This is a genomic window from Pelomonas sp. Root1217, from assembly GCF_001425705.1.
Lineage (GTDB): Bacteria > Pseudomonadota > Gammaproteobacteria > Burkholderiales > Burkholderiaceae_C > Pelomonas.
In genome coordinates, this window is the sequence record NZ_LMDC01000032.1 from 39836 (window position 1) to 55867 (window position 16032).

The 16032-nt window shown below is 65.5% G+C and carries 18 protein-coding genes; 6 read left to right on the forward strand and 12 right to left on the reverse strand.

All coding sequences use genetic code 11. The features are described 5' to 3' along the window. The first annotated feature begins 187 nt into the window (after nucleotides 1-187). Nucleotides 188-763, forward strand: coding sequence for a hypothetical protein (locus ASC95_RS29420; RefSeq protein ID WP_057301267.1), 576 nt, complete (start codon nucleotides 188-190; stop codon nucleotides 761-763). Between the two features lie 197 nt (nucleotides 764-960). On the opposite strand, the gene ASC95_RS29425 is transcribed toward ASC95_RS29420, so the two are convergent. After that, entirely contained in the window at nucleotides 961-1284 is a 324-nt protein-coding gene (locus ASC95_RS29425) for a hypothetical protein (RefSeq protein WP_057301268.1), read from the reverse strand. Then, a complete protein-coding gene (locus ASC95_RS29430) occupies nucleotides 1281-1781 on the reverse strand; it encodes a hypothetical protein (protein ID WP_157256575.1) in 501 nt (166 codons plus the stop codon). The genes ASC95_RS29425 and ASC95_RS29430 overlap by 4 nt, the downstream gene beginning before the upstream one ends. Before the next feature lie 128 nt (nucleotides 1782-1909). Between ASC95_RS29430 and ASC95_RS29435 the strand changes: the two genes are divergently transcribed. Continuing rightward, entirely contained in the window at nucleotides 1910-2236 is a 327-nt protein-coding gene (locus tag ASC95_RS29435; RefSeq protein ID WP_057301270.1) for a helix-turn-helix domain-containing protein, read from the forward strand. Nucleotides 2237-2247: 11 nt separating this feature from the next. Here ASC95_RS29435 and ASC95_RS29440 read toward each other — a convergent pair whose 3' ends face one another. The 4 genes from ASC95_RS29440 to ASC95_RS29455 all read right to left on the reverse strand — a co-directional run bounded on the left by ASC95_RS29440 (nucleotide 2248) and on the right by ASC95_RS29455 (nucleotide 4410). Then, on the reverse strand, nucleotides 2248-2508 hold the full coding sequence (locus ASC95_RS29440) for a helix-turn-helix domain-containing protein (RefSeq protein ID WP_057301271.1): 261 nt from the start codon (nucleotides 2506-2508) through the stop codon (nucleotides 2248-2250). Further along, nucleotides 2505-2834, reverse strand: a complete 330-nt coding sequence (locus tag ASC95_RS29445; protein WP_057301272.1) for a helix-turn-helix domain-containing protein — start codon at nucleotides 2832-2834, stop codon at nucleotides 2505-2507. Before ASC95_RS29445 ends, ASC95_RS29440 begins: the two co-directional genes overlap by 4 nt. Nucleotides 2835-3004: 170 nt before the next feature. Beyond that, the gene (locus ASC95_RS29450) at nucleotides 3005-3367 is read right to left on the reverse strand and encodes a hypothetical protein (RefSeq protein WP_057301273.1); all 363 of its coding nucleotides are present in this window, start codon (nucleotides 3365-3367) and stop codon (nucleotides 3005-3007) included. After that, on the reverse strand, nucleotides 3364-4410 hold the full coding sequence (locus tag ASC95_RS29455; RefSeq protein ID WP_082568231.1) for a DNA-binding protein: 1047 nt from the start codon (nucleotides 4408-4410) through the stop codon (nucleotides 3364-3366). Before ASC95_RS29455 ends, ASC95_RS29450 begins: the two co-directional genes overlap by 4 nt. A gap of 135 nt (nucleotides 4411-4545) precedes the next feature. Between ASC95_RS29455 and ASC95_RS29460 the strand changes: the two genes are divergently transcribed. Beyond that, on the forward strand, nucleotides 4546-5772 hold the full coding sequence (locus ASC95_RS29460) for a tyrosine-type recombinase/integrase (RefSeq protein WP_057301274.1): 1227 nt from the start codon (nucleotides 4546-4548) through the stop codon (nucleotides 5770-5772). A 14-nt stretch (nucleotides 5773-5786) separates the two neighbouring features. Then, the gene (locus ASC95_RS29465) at nucleotides 5787-6974 is read left to right on the forward strand and encodes a hypothetical protein (protein WP_057301275.1); all 1188 of its coding nucleotides are present in this window, start codon (nucleotides 5787-5789) and stop codon (nucleotides 6972-6974) included. Between the two features lie 36 nt (nucleotides 6975-7010). Here the strand turns inward: ASC95_RS29465 and ASC95_RS29470 are convergent, their stop codons facing one another. The 3 genes from ASC95_RS29470 to hmpA form a co-directional block, all read right to left on the reverse strand. Then, nucleotides 7011-7775: a hypothetical protein gene (locus ASC95_RS29470; RefSeq protein WP_057301276.1), complete on the reverse strand. Its 765-nt coding sequence runs from the start codon at nucleotides 7773-7775 to the stop codon at nucleotides 7011-7013. Nucleotides 7776-7783: 8 nt separating this feature from the next. Beyond that, complete coding sequence (locus ASC95_RS29475; protein ID WP_255355289.1) at nucleotides 7784-8428, reverse strand: helix-turn-helix domain-containing protein; 645 nt, start codon at nucleotides 8426-8428, stop codon at nucleotides 7784-7786. Between the two features lie 338 nt (nucleotides 8429-8766). After that, nucleotides 8767-9951 carry an NO-inducible flavohemoprotein gene (gene hmpA / locus ASC95_RS29480; RefSeq protein WP_057301278.1) on the reverse strand — a complete coding sequence of 395 codons (1185 nt, stop codon included), beginning with the start codon at nucleotides 9949-9951 and terminating at the stop codon, nucleotides 8767-8769. A gap of 160 nt (nucleotides 9952-10111) precedes the next feature. Between hmpA and norR the strand changes: the two genes are divergently transcribed. Together norR and ASC95_RS29490 are read left to right on the forward strand one after the other, a co-directional pair. Further along, entirely contained in the window at nucleotides 10112-11626 is a 1515-nt protein-coding gene (gene norR, locus ASC95_RS29485) for a nitric oxide reductase transcriptional regulator NorR (protein ID WP_235538089.1), read from the forward strand. 146 nt (nucleotides 11627-11772) lie between these two features. Then, on the forward strand, nucleotides 11773-12732 hold the full coding sequence (locus ASC95_RS29490; RefSeq protein WP_056876428.1) for a helix-turn-helix transcriptional regulator: 960 nt from the start codon (nucleotides 11773-11775) through the stop codon (nucleotides 12730-12732). A 21-nt stretch (nucleotides 12733-12753) separates the two neighbouring features. On the opposite strand, the gene ASC95_RS29495 is transcribed toward ASC95_RS29490, so the two are convergent. From ASC95_RS29495 to ASC95_RS29505, 3 genes are read right to left on the reverse strand one after another with little or no spacing between them, the layout of a single operon-like run. Further along, nucleotides 12754-13650 (reverse strand): acetoacetate decarboxylase family protein, encoded by an 897-nt coding sequence (locus ASC95_RS29495; protein WP_056876429.1) that lies wholly within the window; start codon nucleotides 13648-13650, stop codon nucleotides 12754-12756. 17 nt (nucleotides 13651-13667) lie between these two features. Next, entirely contained in the window at nucleotides 13668-15122 is a 1455-nt protein-coding gene (locus ASC95_RS29500) for an aldehyde dehydrogenase (protein WP_057301280.1), read from the reverse strand. A 59-nt stretch (nucleotides 15123-15181) separates the two neighbouring features. Then, entirely contained in the window at nucleotides 15182-16027 is an 846-nt protein-coding gene (locus ASC95_RS29505; RefSeq protein ID WP_057301281.1) for a 4Fe-4S dicluster domain-containing protein, read from the reverse strand. Nucleotides 16028-16032: the final 5 nt, after the last annotated feature.

Genomic DNA, 16032 nt, shown 5'->3' on the forward strand with positions numbered 1-16032 from the left:
GCGTTGGCTCCGCTGTGCGAAATGAACCTGTCACACCCATGGGAACGTCGCTTGTATTGAGTCAATACAGATCCCAGCGTTCCAGACTTGGTGCCGGCTTGATCCGACGTACGGCCGACGGCGTCAGTTGATCGGTGCGCTTGCGCCGTCGACTAGCGACTGACCGGCAGCAACTCTGGGAAATGACATGACGCGCAAGACCTCGACTCGCCCAACTGTGCCCTATGAGGAGCGGCCGCTACCTGAGGACCTCTATCCGCGGTTTCTCAGCTGGCCCTCCGTCGAAGGTGAGCCGATCTCTCGGGTGCTGTCTTGTCTTCGCGATCTAGACGAGGTCGAGTTGAAGGAGTTCTTCAACATGAGGTCAAAGGACTTCTGCAGACTGACCCCCGCAGAACTCTTGTGCGGTCAGCCTGAATCAGACTCCCCGCTGGGAGAGCCTCAGGCCACTCTGCTGAAACTCCCCAGGCTGGTTCGGCTGGACATGGTTTGTGGCTCGGCTGCAAGGTTTAGGGAGCTCGTCTTCCGGCAACTGAGAGACATGGACGGCGCCGCCAACGACGCCGACAAGCGCAAACTTCTCGGGATTCGACGAACAACTGCGCAACTGATCGAGGCCGCCGCCGCCGCCCACGGGAGGTCAAAGAACAGCCGAGTGATCGCGGCGTTGAACGCCCTTCACAGCTTCTCAGAGGAGTTGGAGGTGGTCATTTCCCAGGCACGGGACGAAGGTCTGGCTAACCCTCGCGCAGCAGGGACTTGAAGCCCCGTCGAATGCGGCTGGTGTGTCGTCGATCGCAGCGGCGACCCTGCGGCTGCGGCGAGACTTCAATCCGACCAAGCCCGACCTGGAACCATACGCGCTGGCCCAACCGCCACGGCGCAGTGCGTCCCGTCATCACCACTTGCTGGGTGCCGTCGGACCGGCGCTTCAGCCGAGTCACCGTCGTCGGAGCCCGACTACTTCTCATGATTACCCCCTGCGGGGCCATCAGATGTGGCCGACCCAATGGGCAGCACTTCTTCAATGCTGCCGTCGCTGAGCCAGATCTCGATGGCGTTGTTGATGGTGTCCGACATCCGCCGCTGGTTGTCGAACAGCCAGTAGATGTCGCAACCGTCGAACATCAGTTTTCCCTGTCCCGGATCAACCAAAACGTCGTACTGCTCTTGGCCATTGAAGAAACCCAGCATGATCTGCTTGCGGATATCGAAGTGGCGCTGGACGTGCCGCGTGCTCCGCTCGACGGCGCCTCGAGCGTCGTTCCCGCCCTCGCCGCTCACGAGCTCTTCGTCCTTCTGCTGGCGGCGCCGCCGGCGCGGCGGTTCGAATCACCGGGAGCCGGCTTCGGCTTGACGCGGATTAGCAATTGCTTCTCGACATCGCCAACGTGCTCTGGAATCAACCCGCAATCGAACTCCTGGCCGGCGTTGTCCGCAAGGACGATGTGCTGGCCGCTGTGAGAGCTGAGAATCCAAACCTCTCGTATCTCACGAGACCACCATTGGCCAGTGGGCGACTGCCAAGCCGGCATCATGCAGACGATCCCTTTCACCCGCTCGGGGTCGAGCGGGCGCAGCACGTCAGCCAAGTCGTGGTCTCGGGCGATGCACAAGGTGCGTGTGATGCTGCGATCGCGCTCAGTGGGATCGACGAACTCCACCGAGAGCAGGAACCATGGAGCATGCAGGCTCAGCTCCACCATCCGCCAATGCAGGGTGCCCGGGTCATCGAGGGCAGGCGGCATTGGGGACTGGTACTCGGGGTGTGAAACGAACATGGCGGGAAGGTGGGCGAAACGGTCCGCCGGCGAAGTTTTGATAGCCACTGATTTTTTGGGCCGCCCTGCCGTATGCAAATTCTTGATATCGAGTCGCTTGGGATACGGTGCGGGGCTGAGAGAAATCCATGTCCAAATCCCTGTATAGCCGCCACAACGAAGCCTTTCTGAAGAAGCTCAAAGGCCTGCGCGAGTCACGCCAGTTGCGCCAGGCCGACCTTGGCGACCTGCTTGGCCGCAGCCAAGGCTGGGTCAGCTATGTCGAGAGCGGCGCCATCACCCTCAACGTCATCGAGCTGCGGGAATGGATCGAAGCGCTGGAGTTCAACTTCCTCGAGTTCCTGCAGGAACTGGACGAAGAGCTCCGCTGGCTCAGCGGCGTCGGTCTACGCCCCCGGCCGCACAAGCGAACTGTGAGGGCGGCGCACAGTCGACGGGCCCCGAGAGAGAAGTGAGTTGGCTCAGCTCAGTGGCGGTCAGAAGTCGCTACCGCCAGGCGTCGTTCCAAGCGCTCAACAAAGCCATCGAGTGAGTTGCCACAGGCCTGGCACCATCGAAACAGCTCGACCACGTCGACCTCTCGCCGCCCTGCTTCGCTGAGCTCCACATCTCCCGCCTGGATATCAAGCTGCTCCGCCAACTCGTCCTGGCTCAGCCCCGCCTGCAGCCGTAGCTGCGTCAGCTCTGCAGCGAAGGCGACCACGGCCGCCGGCGACGTCGGGTTCACGTGGTCTTGCGATGCCTGTCCCGCGTGCCAAGCCGCAGATCCTCGAACGAGGCGATCTCATCGCGGACAGCGGCCAGAACCTTGTCGACTTCCGCTGCCGTGCCCTTGTTGCAGAAGGACAGCGTCAGCAGGGTCAGCGGGTGGACGCCCATCGTCTGAGCCAACTGGGCGACCTTGTTCAGCGACGGGCTCGAACCCTGGTTCTCCAGACGGCTCAGGTGGGTGCGGCCCGAGACTTCGTAGAAGTCTTCTTGCGACAGCCCGCGCTCAAGCCGCACGGCACGTAGCGCCTGTCCGAATTTGGGGGTGGCTGTCTTGAGACTCATCGCGGGTCGATTCCGGCCCGCATTGGCTCATCATGCACCTTTAAGGACTACACCTTATCCGGTGCGTTTGCATCGAGAACTCGGGCCATCTGAGCCCTTCTAGACTCCATCGACCACGGCCAGACATACCCACTCCCAACCCGGCTGCCGACGGGCTGATTCGGACGCTTCTACGCCAGCTCGCTGAAACCCGCTTGCAGCTTGTCGCCGAGATTGCTGACCAGCGCCACGGCCTGGAGTGACGGATAGTCCGCCCGGCTGCCGGCCATCGATGCCGCGGTGCGGCGACAGGCGCCAGCGACCGACGCGGCCGCGGCGGCGATTTCACCGTTCGGCTTCTCCAGCGCGATCGTCAAGCGCAGCACCTGAACCAGGCGGTCGACGTCGCCGAGGCGCACGGCCAGTTGGCGCTGCCAGGGCTTGGTGCGGGTCATCCTTTTGAGGATCAGCTGCACCAGCTCGTCCAGGTCATTGATCGTCTTGGCCACCGACACCAGCTTGGGGTCGGCCAGGCTACCCGTCAGTTCGCTCATGGACCGCCAGAGTCTGCCTTGCGGCGACTGCCGCGCTTGGTCGTCGTGCTTCCTTCGGGCGTCGGCGGCGGCGTCAGTCGCTCCACCATAGCCTGCAAGGTCCGGGCTTCGGCCTGGTGGCGAGACACCGCCTGCTGGCTTTCGGCGAGCTGCTGCTGAAGCTCTGCCACTTGACGGCTGAGTCCATCCCGGGCTTTGACCGCCGCGTCCAGCGCGAGCTTGGCCTGATTGACGTCGATCTCCAGGCGTGTGGCCTTGGCCGCGTGCTGGACCGCCTGTTCTCGTGCGGCAGCTTCGATCTGGGAAAGCTTCTGGCGTGCAGCCTCGGCGCTTGTGTCAGCCCTTGCGCGCGCCTGGCGCTCCTGCTCGATTTCCCTGAGCGCCCTGCGTTCGGCGCCAGCGGCGCGCTCATTGGCGGCCTCGATGGCCTCCCGAGACTTGGCTAATTCGGCGGCGAACCCCTCCTGCAGCGCTTGCTGTTGTCGGCCTGCTTCTTCGAGCTGGCTCTGCATCTGTTGGACCCGTGCCTGCGTCCCGGCATGGGAACGGCGCTCGGCCTCGAGTTCCTCGCGAGTGGCCTGGCTCTCAGCCTGGACCCGTTCCATGTTGGCGCGCTGCTCCACGGCGGCTTCCTGCATGCGGGCGACCGCCTGTTCTGCGGTGTCCCGGCTGGCCCTGGCCTGTTCAGCTTCCTGCTGGAATTCCAACCGCGCCGCGGCAAGTTCGCCTCGCGCGGCCTCGGTGGCCTGGCTCCAGAGCGCAGCGATGGCTTCGGCGGCCACGGCTTTGATGGGATCCGGCAGGTCTGGATGCTGGATGTCGACGCGCGCCCGGTGTCGCAGGTCGTCCCAGAACTTGCCAACCTCTTCGGTCGGCACGTTCATCGATCCGCGGCGGACGTACTGGTACAGCTTGTTGGCGGTCGGTGTGATGCCGAACCTGAAGAACAGCAGCGCGCAGACCTCGCGATACAAGGCCCGCGTGTCGCTGAAATTGGCCTTCAGTGCCTCGACTTCGCTCAGGATCTCAGTCTCTGTGTTCATGGTGTAAATATTACGACGTAATACGTTAGATATCCAGCGATCAATTGGATTATTTTGACATTACCTGTATAGTGTCAAAAGTTCTTTAAACGGCCACGCAACGCGATGCATGAGACCTCTGAGGCGCCAAAGGCGATGTCGACGAGCATCACCGCCCTGCCCCCGCTGGACGAAATCGCCGTCGTCGAGGAGATGTCCGGCCGTCACGGCTCGAACCGGTCGACCGGCAAATGTCAGCTCAGCGCAGACACCGATCAGGAGGCAGTCCTGGCATGGTTGGCGCGGTACGCCGACAGTCCCAACACCCTGGCCAACGGCCGCCGCGAGGCGGAGCGCCTGCTGCTCTGGTCGCTCACCGAGCGGCGCAAGCCGCTGTCCTCCCTGACGCACGAAGATCTGCTGGTCTACCGCCGCTTCTTGGCGAACCCCCAGCCAGCCGACCGGTGGGTGATGGCACCAGGCCGCAAGCCTGGCCGGCGGGATCCCCGCTGGCGCCCATTCGCCGGCCCACTGTCCGAGGCCAGCATCCGACAGTCCATGGTGGTGCTGAACTCCATGATGTCTTGGCTGGTCGAGGCCGGCTATCTGCGCGGCAATCCGCTGTCGTTGAGCCGAACCCGCCGCAAGGCCCCTCCCCCGCGCGTGGTGCGCTTCCTGGAAGCCGACCTCTGGGAAGCCGTTTGCCAGACCATCCTCGCCCTGCCGCAGGAGACGCCTCGCCAGCGGGCGGTCTATGCGCGCGCCCGGTGGCTGTTCAGCCTGATGTTCCTGGGCGGCCTGCGCATCTCGGAGGTCGTCAGCAACGGCATGGGCGATTTCTTCATGCGCTCGGACCCCAAGACCGGTGACCAGCGCTGGTGGCTACAGGCCACAGGCAAGGGTGACAAAGAGCGCCTGATTCCAGCCACGGCGGAGTTGATGGTCGAGTTGATGAATTACCGGCGCTCGCTCGAGCTGAACGACCTTCCTCAGCCGGCCGAACCGTCACCACTGATTTTCCCGGTCGCCTGGCGTCGATCCACCCATCCAGCGCCGGCCTGGCCGGAGCCGCTCACGCGCAGCGCCATCCACGGCATCCTGAAACAGATCTTCGCGCTCGCTGCTGATCAGTGGCGGCGGAACGGCCGAGGCGACGCACAAGCCGCAAGACTGGAGGCTGCCTCGGCCCACTGGCTGCGCCACACCGCTGGATCGAACTTGTCCAACCAGATCGATCTGAAGCATGTGCGGGACACCCTCGGCCATGTCTCGATTGCCACGACCAGCATCTACGTGCATGGCGAAGACGATGCCCGCCACGATGCAGTGAGCAGCGCCCATCGCATGAGCTGGGACACCGTGGGCAACTCACCAAAGACCTGAGCGAGCCCCTTCCCATGCGACTCGCGTTCTTTCCCTGGATACGCCTGGACGAGCCGATGACGCTCGGAGACGTGCGCCTGATCCCCTACTTCCGCAAGGCTCGCTCGCTGCCACTGGCACACATCCCCAAGGCTGACGTCGACGCTATCTTCAAGGCCTACGCCGACCGGCCCGGCAAGGCCGTACAGCACGGCGTCATTGTTGAAGTGGCGGACTGGCACTCCGGTACCGACATGCCCGCGCCGGTCTTTGATCGCCTATGGCAGGTCAAGGAGATTCTGACCCTAAGCGCACTGGCCAGTCGGCACCTGTTCGTTAGTGACGGAAGCTATGTGAATAGCCACGCATATGCCCTAGTCGTCCAAAACTTCACGGCCGGCTCGGCCCACGGTTTCGCGTTCTCGACGCGGCGTCGTGACGGCGTCGCGACCAACTTCTGGTCGAGCGAACAGTTCGCGTTCCAGCGGCCTCTGCACGTGTCGGATCGCTGGCGCGTGACCGTCGATGTCAAGCTTGCCGAAGCGCTGCTGGCGCTGCCCGTCGACGATCCAATACTGGAGGCGATCCGAGAATTCAACGCCGCCAACACTGATTCAGGCGACGTCGCGCCCCATGTAGAGATCGTCATGGTCAAGTCGGCCTTCGAGTGGCTGCTCGGCATTGACGAGAAGCGCAGTTCCCTTTCGGCGGCGCTGACAAAGCTCTTTCCCGCACCCGCCCACGGCGCGGAAGGCGGGCCGCTGAGGGACGCATGGCTCAAGCGGCACAAGCCTTCAGATCAAAGACTGCTGTCGGCGTGGGTCGCCGACTTCTGCGTCCTTCGTGGTTCGGCCGCCCACGGCAAGGGACGGGGTCGCGCGCCGACGGTCTGGGACCACTTCCCTCACCTGGCGTTTGCCTCCATCTTGTTCCCGCTGCTGGTGAAGAAGGTCCTCGCTGAACGCGGGCTTTACCGCCCCTCAGACCGGGACAACGACGAGTTCGCACACATCGAAGACTATCTCGAGGTCGATCCTCGCGCAACGGAAGACATGCCGCATGAATTCGCATGGAGCGGCGTGCGCCGAAAGCTCACCGAGTTGGCGCTTGGCCGAGGGCTGCACAAGGCGATCCTTGATGCATTGAACAAGACACAGGCAGTCGACGCTGCGCCGCCAACGGCGGCCGAGAAAAGGCGCCGGCCTCGCAAAACAGACCGATGACGCCAAGGCGCGGGAGGCGCCCTACATCGCCCAAGCTCACACCGCGGCTTCGCCGGAGCCCAAGAAGTCGTTCGTGCCGAGGCTCAGCAGGTCGTCCACAGCGCCATCGAAATAGCGGGACACGCTGTGCGTATCCGGATCCTTGATGGTCACGCCGATTTGTGCACGTGCTGAAGCTTCCTTGCTGTGCCGGCTCACAACGCCGATGAACGCGGCGGCGGCCTTCATAATTCTGATGCCGTCGCCTGTCCTGCGCGACAAATCCAGTTCGTTAAAGAACACCTGCTTTGCTGACGCCGCCACGTTGGTTGGTACGTCCAACGGCGTATTGGCCACGAACACACCTCGGTTCGCTGCGGTGCGAGGGTCGTCGGGCCCAACACCAAGTGTCCACACGCCACCATCGGGGCTGAGCTCGGCGCCAATTACCAGCGTCTCTCGCAGCTGAGCAGTCGGCACGCCCATCTCGCTCAACGCGCGGGCTTCCAACGCCTCTCTTGCTCGGTCAAGGGTCGATTGGGCTAGATTGAACCGGGCAGCCTTGGCTTCGCGCAGTGCGTCAAGCACCAGCGAGCCGCTCACAAACTCGCCCGTGATGACTGCCCAACCGGCGCCCAGGAAGCGGATTTTTCGCTGCCGGTAGGGAATCACTGCCTCTCGCCCCAGCAACGCCAGGCCCACGGGCAGATCTTTCGGGCCATCATGGACGGCAGGCTCGCCAAGATCATGGTGCAAGACAACGCGCGTGTCGGCTGCAGCGACGACCACGCCTGGAATGGAGGCGATGAAGCAGAAGGTCATGCTCGAACCTATCCCTTAGGAAACCGAACCAGGAGCATGGGCCGGTATTTCTCCTCGTCGTAGGTGACGGTGATGTTTTCCAGTGGCTCTGTAATTCGCTCGCCCCGGGCGATGTCTTCGAGCCTCACCATGTGCGCTGTGCAGGCGCTGATCCGGCACTCACGAGTCTCCAAGTAGCCCGCGTCACCCAGCGGCTTCTGGCTTCCCACCTTGTAGCCAATCCCGCGCACGGTGAAGACGTCATGCCTGTGCCTGAGAATTTCTCGGGCCTTGTCGACTCGGCTGAGGATCAGCTCTTCAAACTGCGCCGCCGAGGCCTTCGGGCTCTCTGATCCAACTCGAACGTAGGCCGGGCCGCTGAAATGCGGCTTCAAATCACTCGGCGGGATGACGACCGCCACGACCGCCTTGTCGCCTACGGCCAGAACTTCGGATTTGTATTCGATGGGTGGGTAACAGTCGCCCTGAGCGGCATCGCGGATGCGCTTCTGCATGTGGTCGGTGTTGGTGACGCCCATGACCTCACCTGTCTTGTCATGGATGCCAACGTGTTGGCCTGCTAAGTCCTTTTTCGCTGTTTCTACCGCTAGGACGGCGTTTCCTGAGACCAAAGTCAGAAAGACCAACGAAGCGGTGGGCGTAGCGTTGTCCACCGCCAGCCGGGCGCGCTAGCGCCCGGCCCCTTCTCCGTGGGTCCTCGCGCGCAGCCAGCCGCATCGCGCTTCACGAGCACACTGATTCAGGCGATGGAGACCGGGGGCGCGTAAGCGCCTCAAGGGTTCAAAACGCATGTGGGCGAAGAGATCCCCCTCCTGCCACGAGCGCGTGAGGGCTGGACTGCGAGAGGCAATGCGCCGGATCACTGCACATGGGTCATGCTCCGACGTCATTTCGGCCGCCAGTCAAGCTAGCGCTTGGGCAGCGCATTGCCGCCTACAGGACAACGCCTAGCCCCGCCTGAAGGCGGCCCCTCGCCTGCGCCTTCCGGGGGTCAGGCGGCCAGCAGATCCTCGGCGGGGCCGAAGAACTCGTAGCGAAGCTGTGCCGCCTGTACGCCCAGCGCCAAGCCGTGCGCGTAGACCGCCCGCATGAAAGACTTTGGACCCAGCAGGTACACATCGACATCGCGGTCGGCGGGCATATGGCGTGCTAGCAACTCGCGGTCGACGCGGCCCACCGCGTGCGGACGGTCCGCGGCACGCGGCTCGTCGTAGACATAGACCACCTCAACGTTGTGATGAGCCCGCGCCAGCTCGTCGACACGTTCGCGGAAGGCATGCGCCCCGCCGTGCCGCGCGGCATGGATGAATCGAATTGGCCTGCCGCCGGCCGCTGCCACCTCCAGCATGGCCATCGCTGGCGTGATGCCCACGCCGCCCGTCACCAGCAGCAGCGGGCGTTGGGCCTGGTCGTCCAGCGTGAACTCGCCCGCCGGCGGCTGCACCTGCAGGAGGGCGCCGGCCTCGACCTGGTCGTGCAGCCAGTTGGACGCGATGCCACCGTCCTCACGTTTGACGCTGATGCGGTACCAGGGCTGATGCGGCCCGTCGGACAGCGAGTAGTTGCGTCTCAGCCGCCTGCCATCAATGTCCAGCGCCAGCGTGAGGTACTGGCCAGCACGGAAGGCCGGCAGCGGCCGGGCGTCGGTCGGCACGAGGTAGAACGAAGTGATGATGTCGCTCTCCCTCACCTTGCGCATGACGCGCATCGTGCGTTCGCCGCGCCAGCCACCGGGCTGCGCCGCTGTCTGCGCATAGACCGCTTCCTCAGCGTCGATCAGCAGTCGTGCAAGGGCGTCGTAGGCCTCGGCCCAGGCGGCCATGATCTCGTCCGTCGCCACCTCGCCCAGCACATGGCGGATGGCGCGCAACAGAACGCCTCCGACGATGGGGTAGTGCTCGGGCTGCACGCCCAGCGCTACATGTTTCTGGATGATGCGCGGCAGCGCCGGTGCCAGGGCCTCCAAGCGGTCGATGTGGCTGGCATAGGCCAGCACTGCGCCGGCCAGTGCGCGGGCCTGCGTGCCCTGTGCCTGATGCGCCTCGTTGAAGAAGGCTTTCAGCTCGGGGTGCTCGTCCAGCATGGTCCGGTAGAAGTGGCGGGTAATTTCTTCGCCGCGCGCTTTCAGCAGCGGCACGGTTGCCTGAATCAGTGCAATGGTCCTGGTCGAAAACATCAAGAGGCTCCTGAGTGGCTGGGTGATAGATACCTCTCGATAGCCAAGAACCATGCCTGATGGGACTCGACCGCAAGACCCTGCTGCACAACGAGTTTTACTGATGCAGGTCAAATAGACCGAGATGCAATCCAGGTCGAAGTGACAGCACATGGTCAATATGACAACCGATAGCCACTACCGCGCGCTGCTCGTTGCGGTGAGGGGCTTGATCGCCTGCGACGCAGTTGCGCTACTGCGCCTGCTGCCTGAACAGGCCGGCGAGGCGGTGTTGCAGCCAGTGGCCGTGGACGGGCTGGCGGAGGAGGCGCTGGGGCGGCGCTTTCCGGCCGCGGCGCACCCGCGCCTGGCGCGGCTGCTGGCCAGCGGTCCCCAAGGGCTGCGCTTTGCCGCCGACGCCGGGCTGCCCGATCCCTACGACGGCCTGCTAGCCCATCAGCAGGCTTTGCAAGCCGTGCACGACTGCATGGGCATGCCGTTGCACCACGAGGGACGCTTGTGGGGCCTGGTGACGCTGGATGCGCTCAACCCCAAGGCCTTCAACCGCATCGATCCGGGCCGCCTGCAGGTCGTCACCAACCTGCTCGAATCCGGCATCGCCGCGCAGCAGAGCATGCAGGCGCTGGCGGCCCGTGCCGAGCAGGCTCAGGCCGTCGCGCAGGAGCACTGGCAGGGCGGGCGTCCACGAGAGCTGCTCGGCAAGAGCGCAGCGATGAACCAGCTGAAGCGAGAGATCGACACGGTGGCGGGGTCGGACCTGACCGTGCTCATCCTCGGCGAGACCGGCGTCGGCAAGGAGCTGGTGGCGCAGCGCCTGCACGCCCATTCCGCACGCTCCGCCAGGCCACTGGTGCAGATCAACTGCGCCGCGCTGCCAGAGACGCTGGCGGACAGTGAGTTGTTCGGCCACAAGCGCGGTGCCTTCACCGGTGCGGTAGCGGATCGCGTCGGCAAGTTCGAGCTCGCCGACGGCGGCACGCTGTTCCTCGATGAGGTGGGCGAGCTGCCGCTGGCCGTGCAGGCCAAGCTGCTGCGCGTGCTGCAGAGCGGTGAGGTACAGCGGCCAGGCAGCGACCGGCTGCTCCGCGTGGATGTGCGCGTTTTGGCAGCCACCAATCGCGATCTCGGCCACGAAGTCGCCCGAGGCCGCTTCCGTGCCGACCTGTACCACCGGCTGTCGGTCTATCCCCTGCTGGTGCCGCCGCTGCGCGACCGCGGCCGCGATTTGCTGAGCCTGGCCGGCGGATTCCTCGAGGAGAACCAGCACCGTCTGGGCGCCCGTAACCTACGGCTGACGCCCGAGGCCTCTGCCGCGTTGCTGAGACAGCGTTGGCCGGGCAACGTGCGCGAGCTGGAGCACCTCGTCAGCCGCGCGGCGTTGCGGGCCTGGGCCGAACAGGCGCCCGGCGGCCGTTGGACTGCCATCGAACTGCGCCACCTGGGTTTGGAGGGGGCGGCGGAAGTCCTCGCCGCGTCGTCGGCTCCGGCGGCGCCGATGCAGGCAGCGCCCGGCCAGGGGCTGAGGGAAGCCACCGAGGCCTTCCAGCGGCAGTGGATAGAGGCGGCGCTGCTCCGGCACGGCGGCAGTCTGGCCGGAGCAGCCCGCGATGCGGGCATGGACAGAAGCAATCTGCTGCGCCTGGCCAAGCGGCTGGGCTTGCAGCGCTGCGGCTGAGGGCTTACCGTGTCATCCCGGCGGCATTCTCGTGACAGTAAGACTGAGCCAGTGCAACGCCCGATTGCCCCGAGTCCGCCGAGCAAGCGTAGTGATAGCGGGTCACACCTGAATCCTTCATCTGCACCATTGGTTTTCACGCCGACATGAGTGACCTGACCCTCGCTGAGCTGAGCGAGACGATCCGCCAGATCTACGCCGCTTCGCGCTGCGGTGATGTCGAGGACTATCAGCGTCGCGCGCTCGACGTCGTTGCCAGGCACATTGCCTTCGACGCCGCGTGGTGGGGGCGGGGCTCTTTCGCGCAGGGCGTTCACCATGTCCACTGTTCGTTCCCGTACCGCCTGCCGGTCGACATCGCCGAGCGGCTGAACCTGTCGGACCCGGATAACGTAGTCGCGCGGCGGGTCGTTACCGATCCCGGCCGTGCGCACTACTTCGGGCAGAACGACTTGATGTCGCAACCGAGCACGGCCCTGCTGACCGAGTACATGGGAATCGCCCAGTCGGTCTGCATCGCCGATGTCGATGCAGAACTGGGCGTTTCCGGTTTCGTTTCCCTTGCGCGCAGCAGCCCGACACCGCGCTTTTCCGCACGCGAGCTGGACGTCCTCGAGTTGCTGAGTCCGCATCTGGCCGCAGGGCTGGACATGGCATTGGCCGACGAATTGACCATGCGGCGCAATCCCGAGCGCACGGCCCTTCTGGCGACTGACACGTTGGGGCTGCTGAGGGTCGGCGAGGCGAGCGCTGCGGACATGCTGAGGCTCGAATGGCCGGGATGGACGGGGCCGAGGCTGCCCGCACCGCTGGTCGAGCGCATCGTGGGCAGAAAGACGGAGTTCCTCGGCCGCCAGTTGCATGCCGCCATTCATTGGGTCGGTGACCACGTCTTCGTGTCCATGCGTCGACGAGAGCCGCGCGACATGCTGACCCGCCGCGAGCGCGAGGTCGCAAACGCCTTTGCCGCCGGCCAGTCCTACCGCGAGGTGGCGCTGGCGCTGGACCTGTCGCCGGCCACCGTGAGGCATCACCTGCGTTCGGCCTACGTGAAGCTCGGCGTCACCGACAAGGCGGCATTCGCGACTCGGCTGGGCTCGTCCTAGAGAAGGACGAATCTCAGGCTTTCAGCTCATCTCCAGCACGCGCAGCCCGTTGGTGGCCACTGCGTTGCCCGGGGCGCTGAACTCGATCATTTCGGCGCTCAGGTATTCGATGATCGGCAAGTCGGCGATGCCGTTGACCACATGGAAGGTTGTGGGCAACTGCTCGAAGCTGGCACGGTGCCACCGCAGGGCGCCACCTTCTGCGCGCCACTTCCGGTAATGGGCTTCGCCGAACTTGATCGTCTGTGCGCTGCGCTCCTCGCCGGGCAAGGGGTGCGCGCAGGTCACATAGGACACGTCGCAGCCGCCGCTGCCGAAGGGCCCGGTGCGTGGCATGTACTTGTAGAAGATCGAGCCGCCCTTCGGACCGAGCAAGCGGCGGTCCTGCGGGGCGACCTCGACCTCCTTGAGGCCCTGCATCTCCATCTCGAAGAAGGTGTGCTCGAACCAGGACGCGCGGCCGCCGATGCGGCCGCTGTCGGCATCGAGCCGGACGTCCGGGATATCGGCATACAACTTCGGGAATCCCAGTTCCTCGCGGCCAGTGGTGATGGCGTCCGGGCGCCCCTCCCACAGCACCAGGCACAAGCCGCCTTCGATGCGCTGATCGCGCCCGCTGCACACGACCGGGATCTCGACGTTGACGATGCCGTAGCCGCGGCCAGCCAGCCAGTACAGGTTGCGGAAGAAGCCCAACGTCACATGGACCACCGGCTCGGCGAGCGTGAAGCCCGGCGGCAGCAGCGCCTCCAGCATCGCGGGGTCGGAGCGATAGGCGATGGTGGCCCATTGCACGTTGGCCGTGCCGCTTTCCTGCGCCTCCCAGGGCACACCGGTCGCCTTCTGCCGCGGGCCGGGGGCCGGGCCGAACATGACGGGCATGCGGTAGCGCACATTGGGTTTGAATTCGAAGCTCATGGGTTTCCTCGTAGACGTCAGAAGGGGTAGTGGCGTGGCGTGGTCTGCACCGTCAGCCAGCGCAGCTCGGTGAACTCGTGCACCCCGGCGCGGCCGCCGAAGCGCCCGATGCCGCTGGCCTTCACGCCGCCGAAGGGCATCTGCGCCTCGTCGTGCACGGTGGGGCCGTTGACATGGCAGATGCCCGAATCGACGCGCCTGGCCACCTCCAGCGCACGTGCGACGTCGCGACCGAAGACGGCTGCCGAGAGCCCATATTCGTTGTCGTTGGCGCAGGCAATGGCGGCTTCCATGCCTTCCACCCGCACGATGCCCTTGACCGGGCCGAAGGATTCCTCGCCATAGATCTTCATGGCCGGCGTCACGCGGTCCAGCAGCGTGGCGGGGAACAGGGTGTCCTGCGTCTTGCCGCCGCACAGCAGCTTGGCGCCCTTGGCCAGCGCGTCGTCGATCAGTGCATTGCAGCGTGCCACGGTGGCCATGTCGACCACCGAGCCGAGGACCACGGGCGCCGGTCCGCGCGGGTCGCCCAGCGGCAGCGCCTTGACCTTGGCGACGAGCTTGTCGACGAAGTCATCGGCCACCTTGGCATCGACGACGATGCGCTCGGTGGACATGCAGATCTGCCCCGAGTTCATGAAGGCACCGAAGGCCGCGGCGTCGACCGCGGCGTCGAGATCGGCGTCGTCCAGCACCAGCAGCGGCGCCTTGCCGCCGAGTTCCAAGATCACCGGCTTAAGGTGCCTGGCGCAGGCCTGCGCAATGACGCGGCCCACGCGGGTGGAGCCGGTGAAGTTCACGCGGCGCACCGCGGGATGGGCGATCATCGCCTCGACCACGGCAGCCGCATCGGCCGGTGCGTTGGTCACGAAGTTCACCACGCCGGCCGGCATGCCGGCTTCCTGCAGCGATTCGACGATCAGCTGGTGGGTGCGCGGGCACAACTCGGAGCCCTTGAGCACCACCGTGTTGCCGCAGGCCAGCGGCGTGGCGATGGCACGCACGCCCAGAATCACCGGCGCGTTCCAGGGCGCCATGCCCAGCACGACGCCGACGGGCTGGCGCACCGCCATGGCGAGGCTGCCGGGAACGTCGGAGGGAATGACCTCGCCGCTGATCTGCGTCGTCAGGGCGGCGGCTTCCTGCAGCATGCCGGCGGCCAGCTGGGCGTTGAAGCCGCCCCACATTGCACTGGCGCCGGTTTCGGCGGCCACCGCCTCGATGAACTGGGGCGTCTTGGCTTGCAGAATGGCCGCCGCCTTGAGCAGCAGGCTGCGGCGTGCGCCCGGGCCCTGGCGCGACCATTCCGGGAAGGCTGCGGCCGCTGCCTCGATGGCGGCAACCGCGTCCTCCGGGGTCGCCGCGGCGGCCCGCGTGACGACGGCTTCGGACAATGGATTGCGGCGCTCGAAGGTGGCGCCGGAGGACGCCGGGCGCGATTGCCCGGCGATCAGCAGTTGGACGTCAAACATGGTTGCTCCTTGCAGAAATGGAAGGGATGGCGAGTCGTTGGGCCCGGGTCGGGTGGTCGTCAATTCAGGCGCACCGCCGGCAGCGTGATGCTGTGGTCGCCCAGCACCACCGCCACCTGTGCCTGGCCCCGTTGTGCGTGGTGCACGTCGAAGGTGAACGCGCCGCTGCCGGTCGCGAGGCCGTCGAAGCGGAAGTCGCCGAACGCATCGGTGCGTGTCGTGGCCACGGCGCGCCCGCCCTGCGCGAGGTTGACCTCGGCACCCTCCACGCATTCGACGCGACCATCGACCGTGGCGACGACGCTGCCGCCGATGAACAGGCAGTCGATGCGGTGCAGATTGCGATAGTGCACGCGCGGCCGCGTGCCGAGTTCGGGCTGCAGCACGCGCAGGCCTTCGCGCTGCGCCCGCTCGGCCATGGCGGCGTCACTGGCGCGCACGGCCTGCAGCGCGCGCGTCGGGCACACGGTGGCGGCGCGCGGCGTGGTCCAGTCCTGATCCAGCAGATGGGCGTCGAAGAACCACGTCTGCGGCAACTGCTGCTCCTCGTTCCACACCACGGCGCCGTAGGGACAGGCGTCGACCAGGTCGCGCCGGCCTTTGGCCTTGATGGGGTCGAAGATCACGACGCCGTCGTGGCGCTTGCGTACCGAACCGTCCGCGCCGGCCTTCAGGCAGGGGCCGTCGTCGCAGTGGTTGCACAGGCGCGGCAGGTAGGCGGCATCGCTGAGGTGGCCGCTGCCGCGCACCCGGCGCTCGATGCGGATGACCGCCGGCCCGTGGGCCGCATGTGGCGCGCTGTAGCCGGGGAAGTCATTGCCGACGAACTCGTCCTTGGCCGAGAGCACGCAGTTGTGGCAGTTGTGGCACTCGGCCACGTCGATGATGAGGTTCCACTTGTCCATGTCTG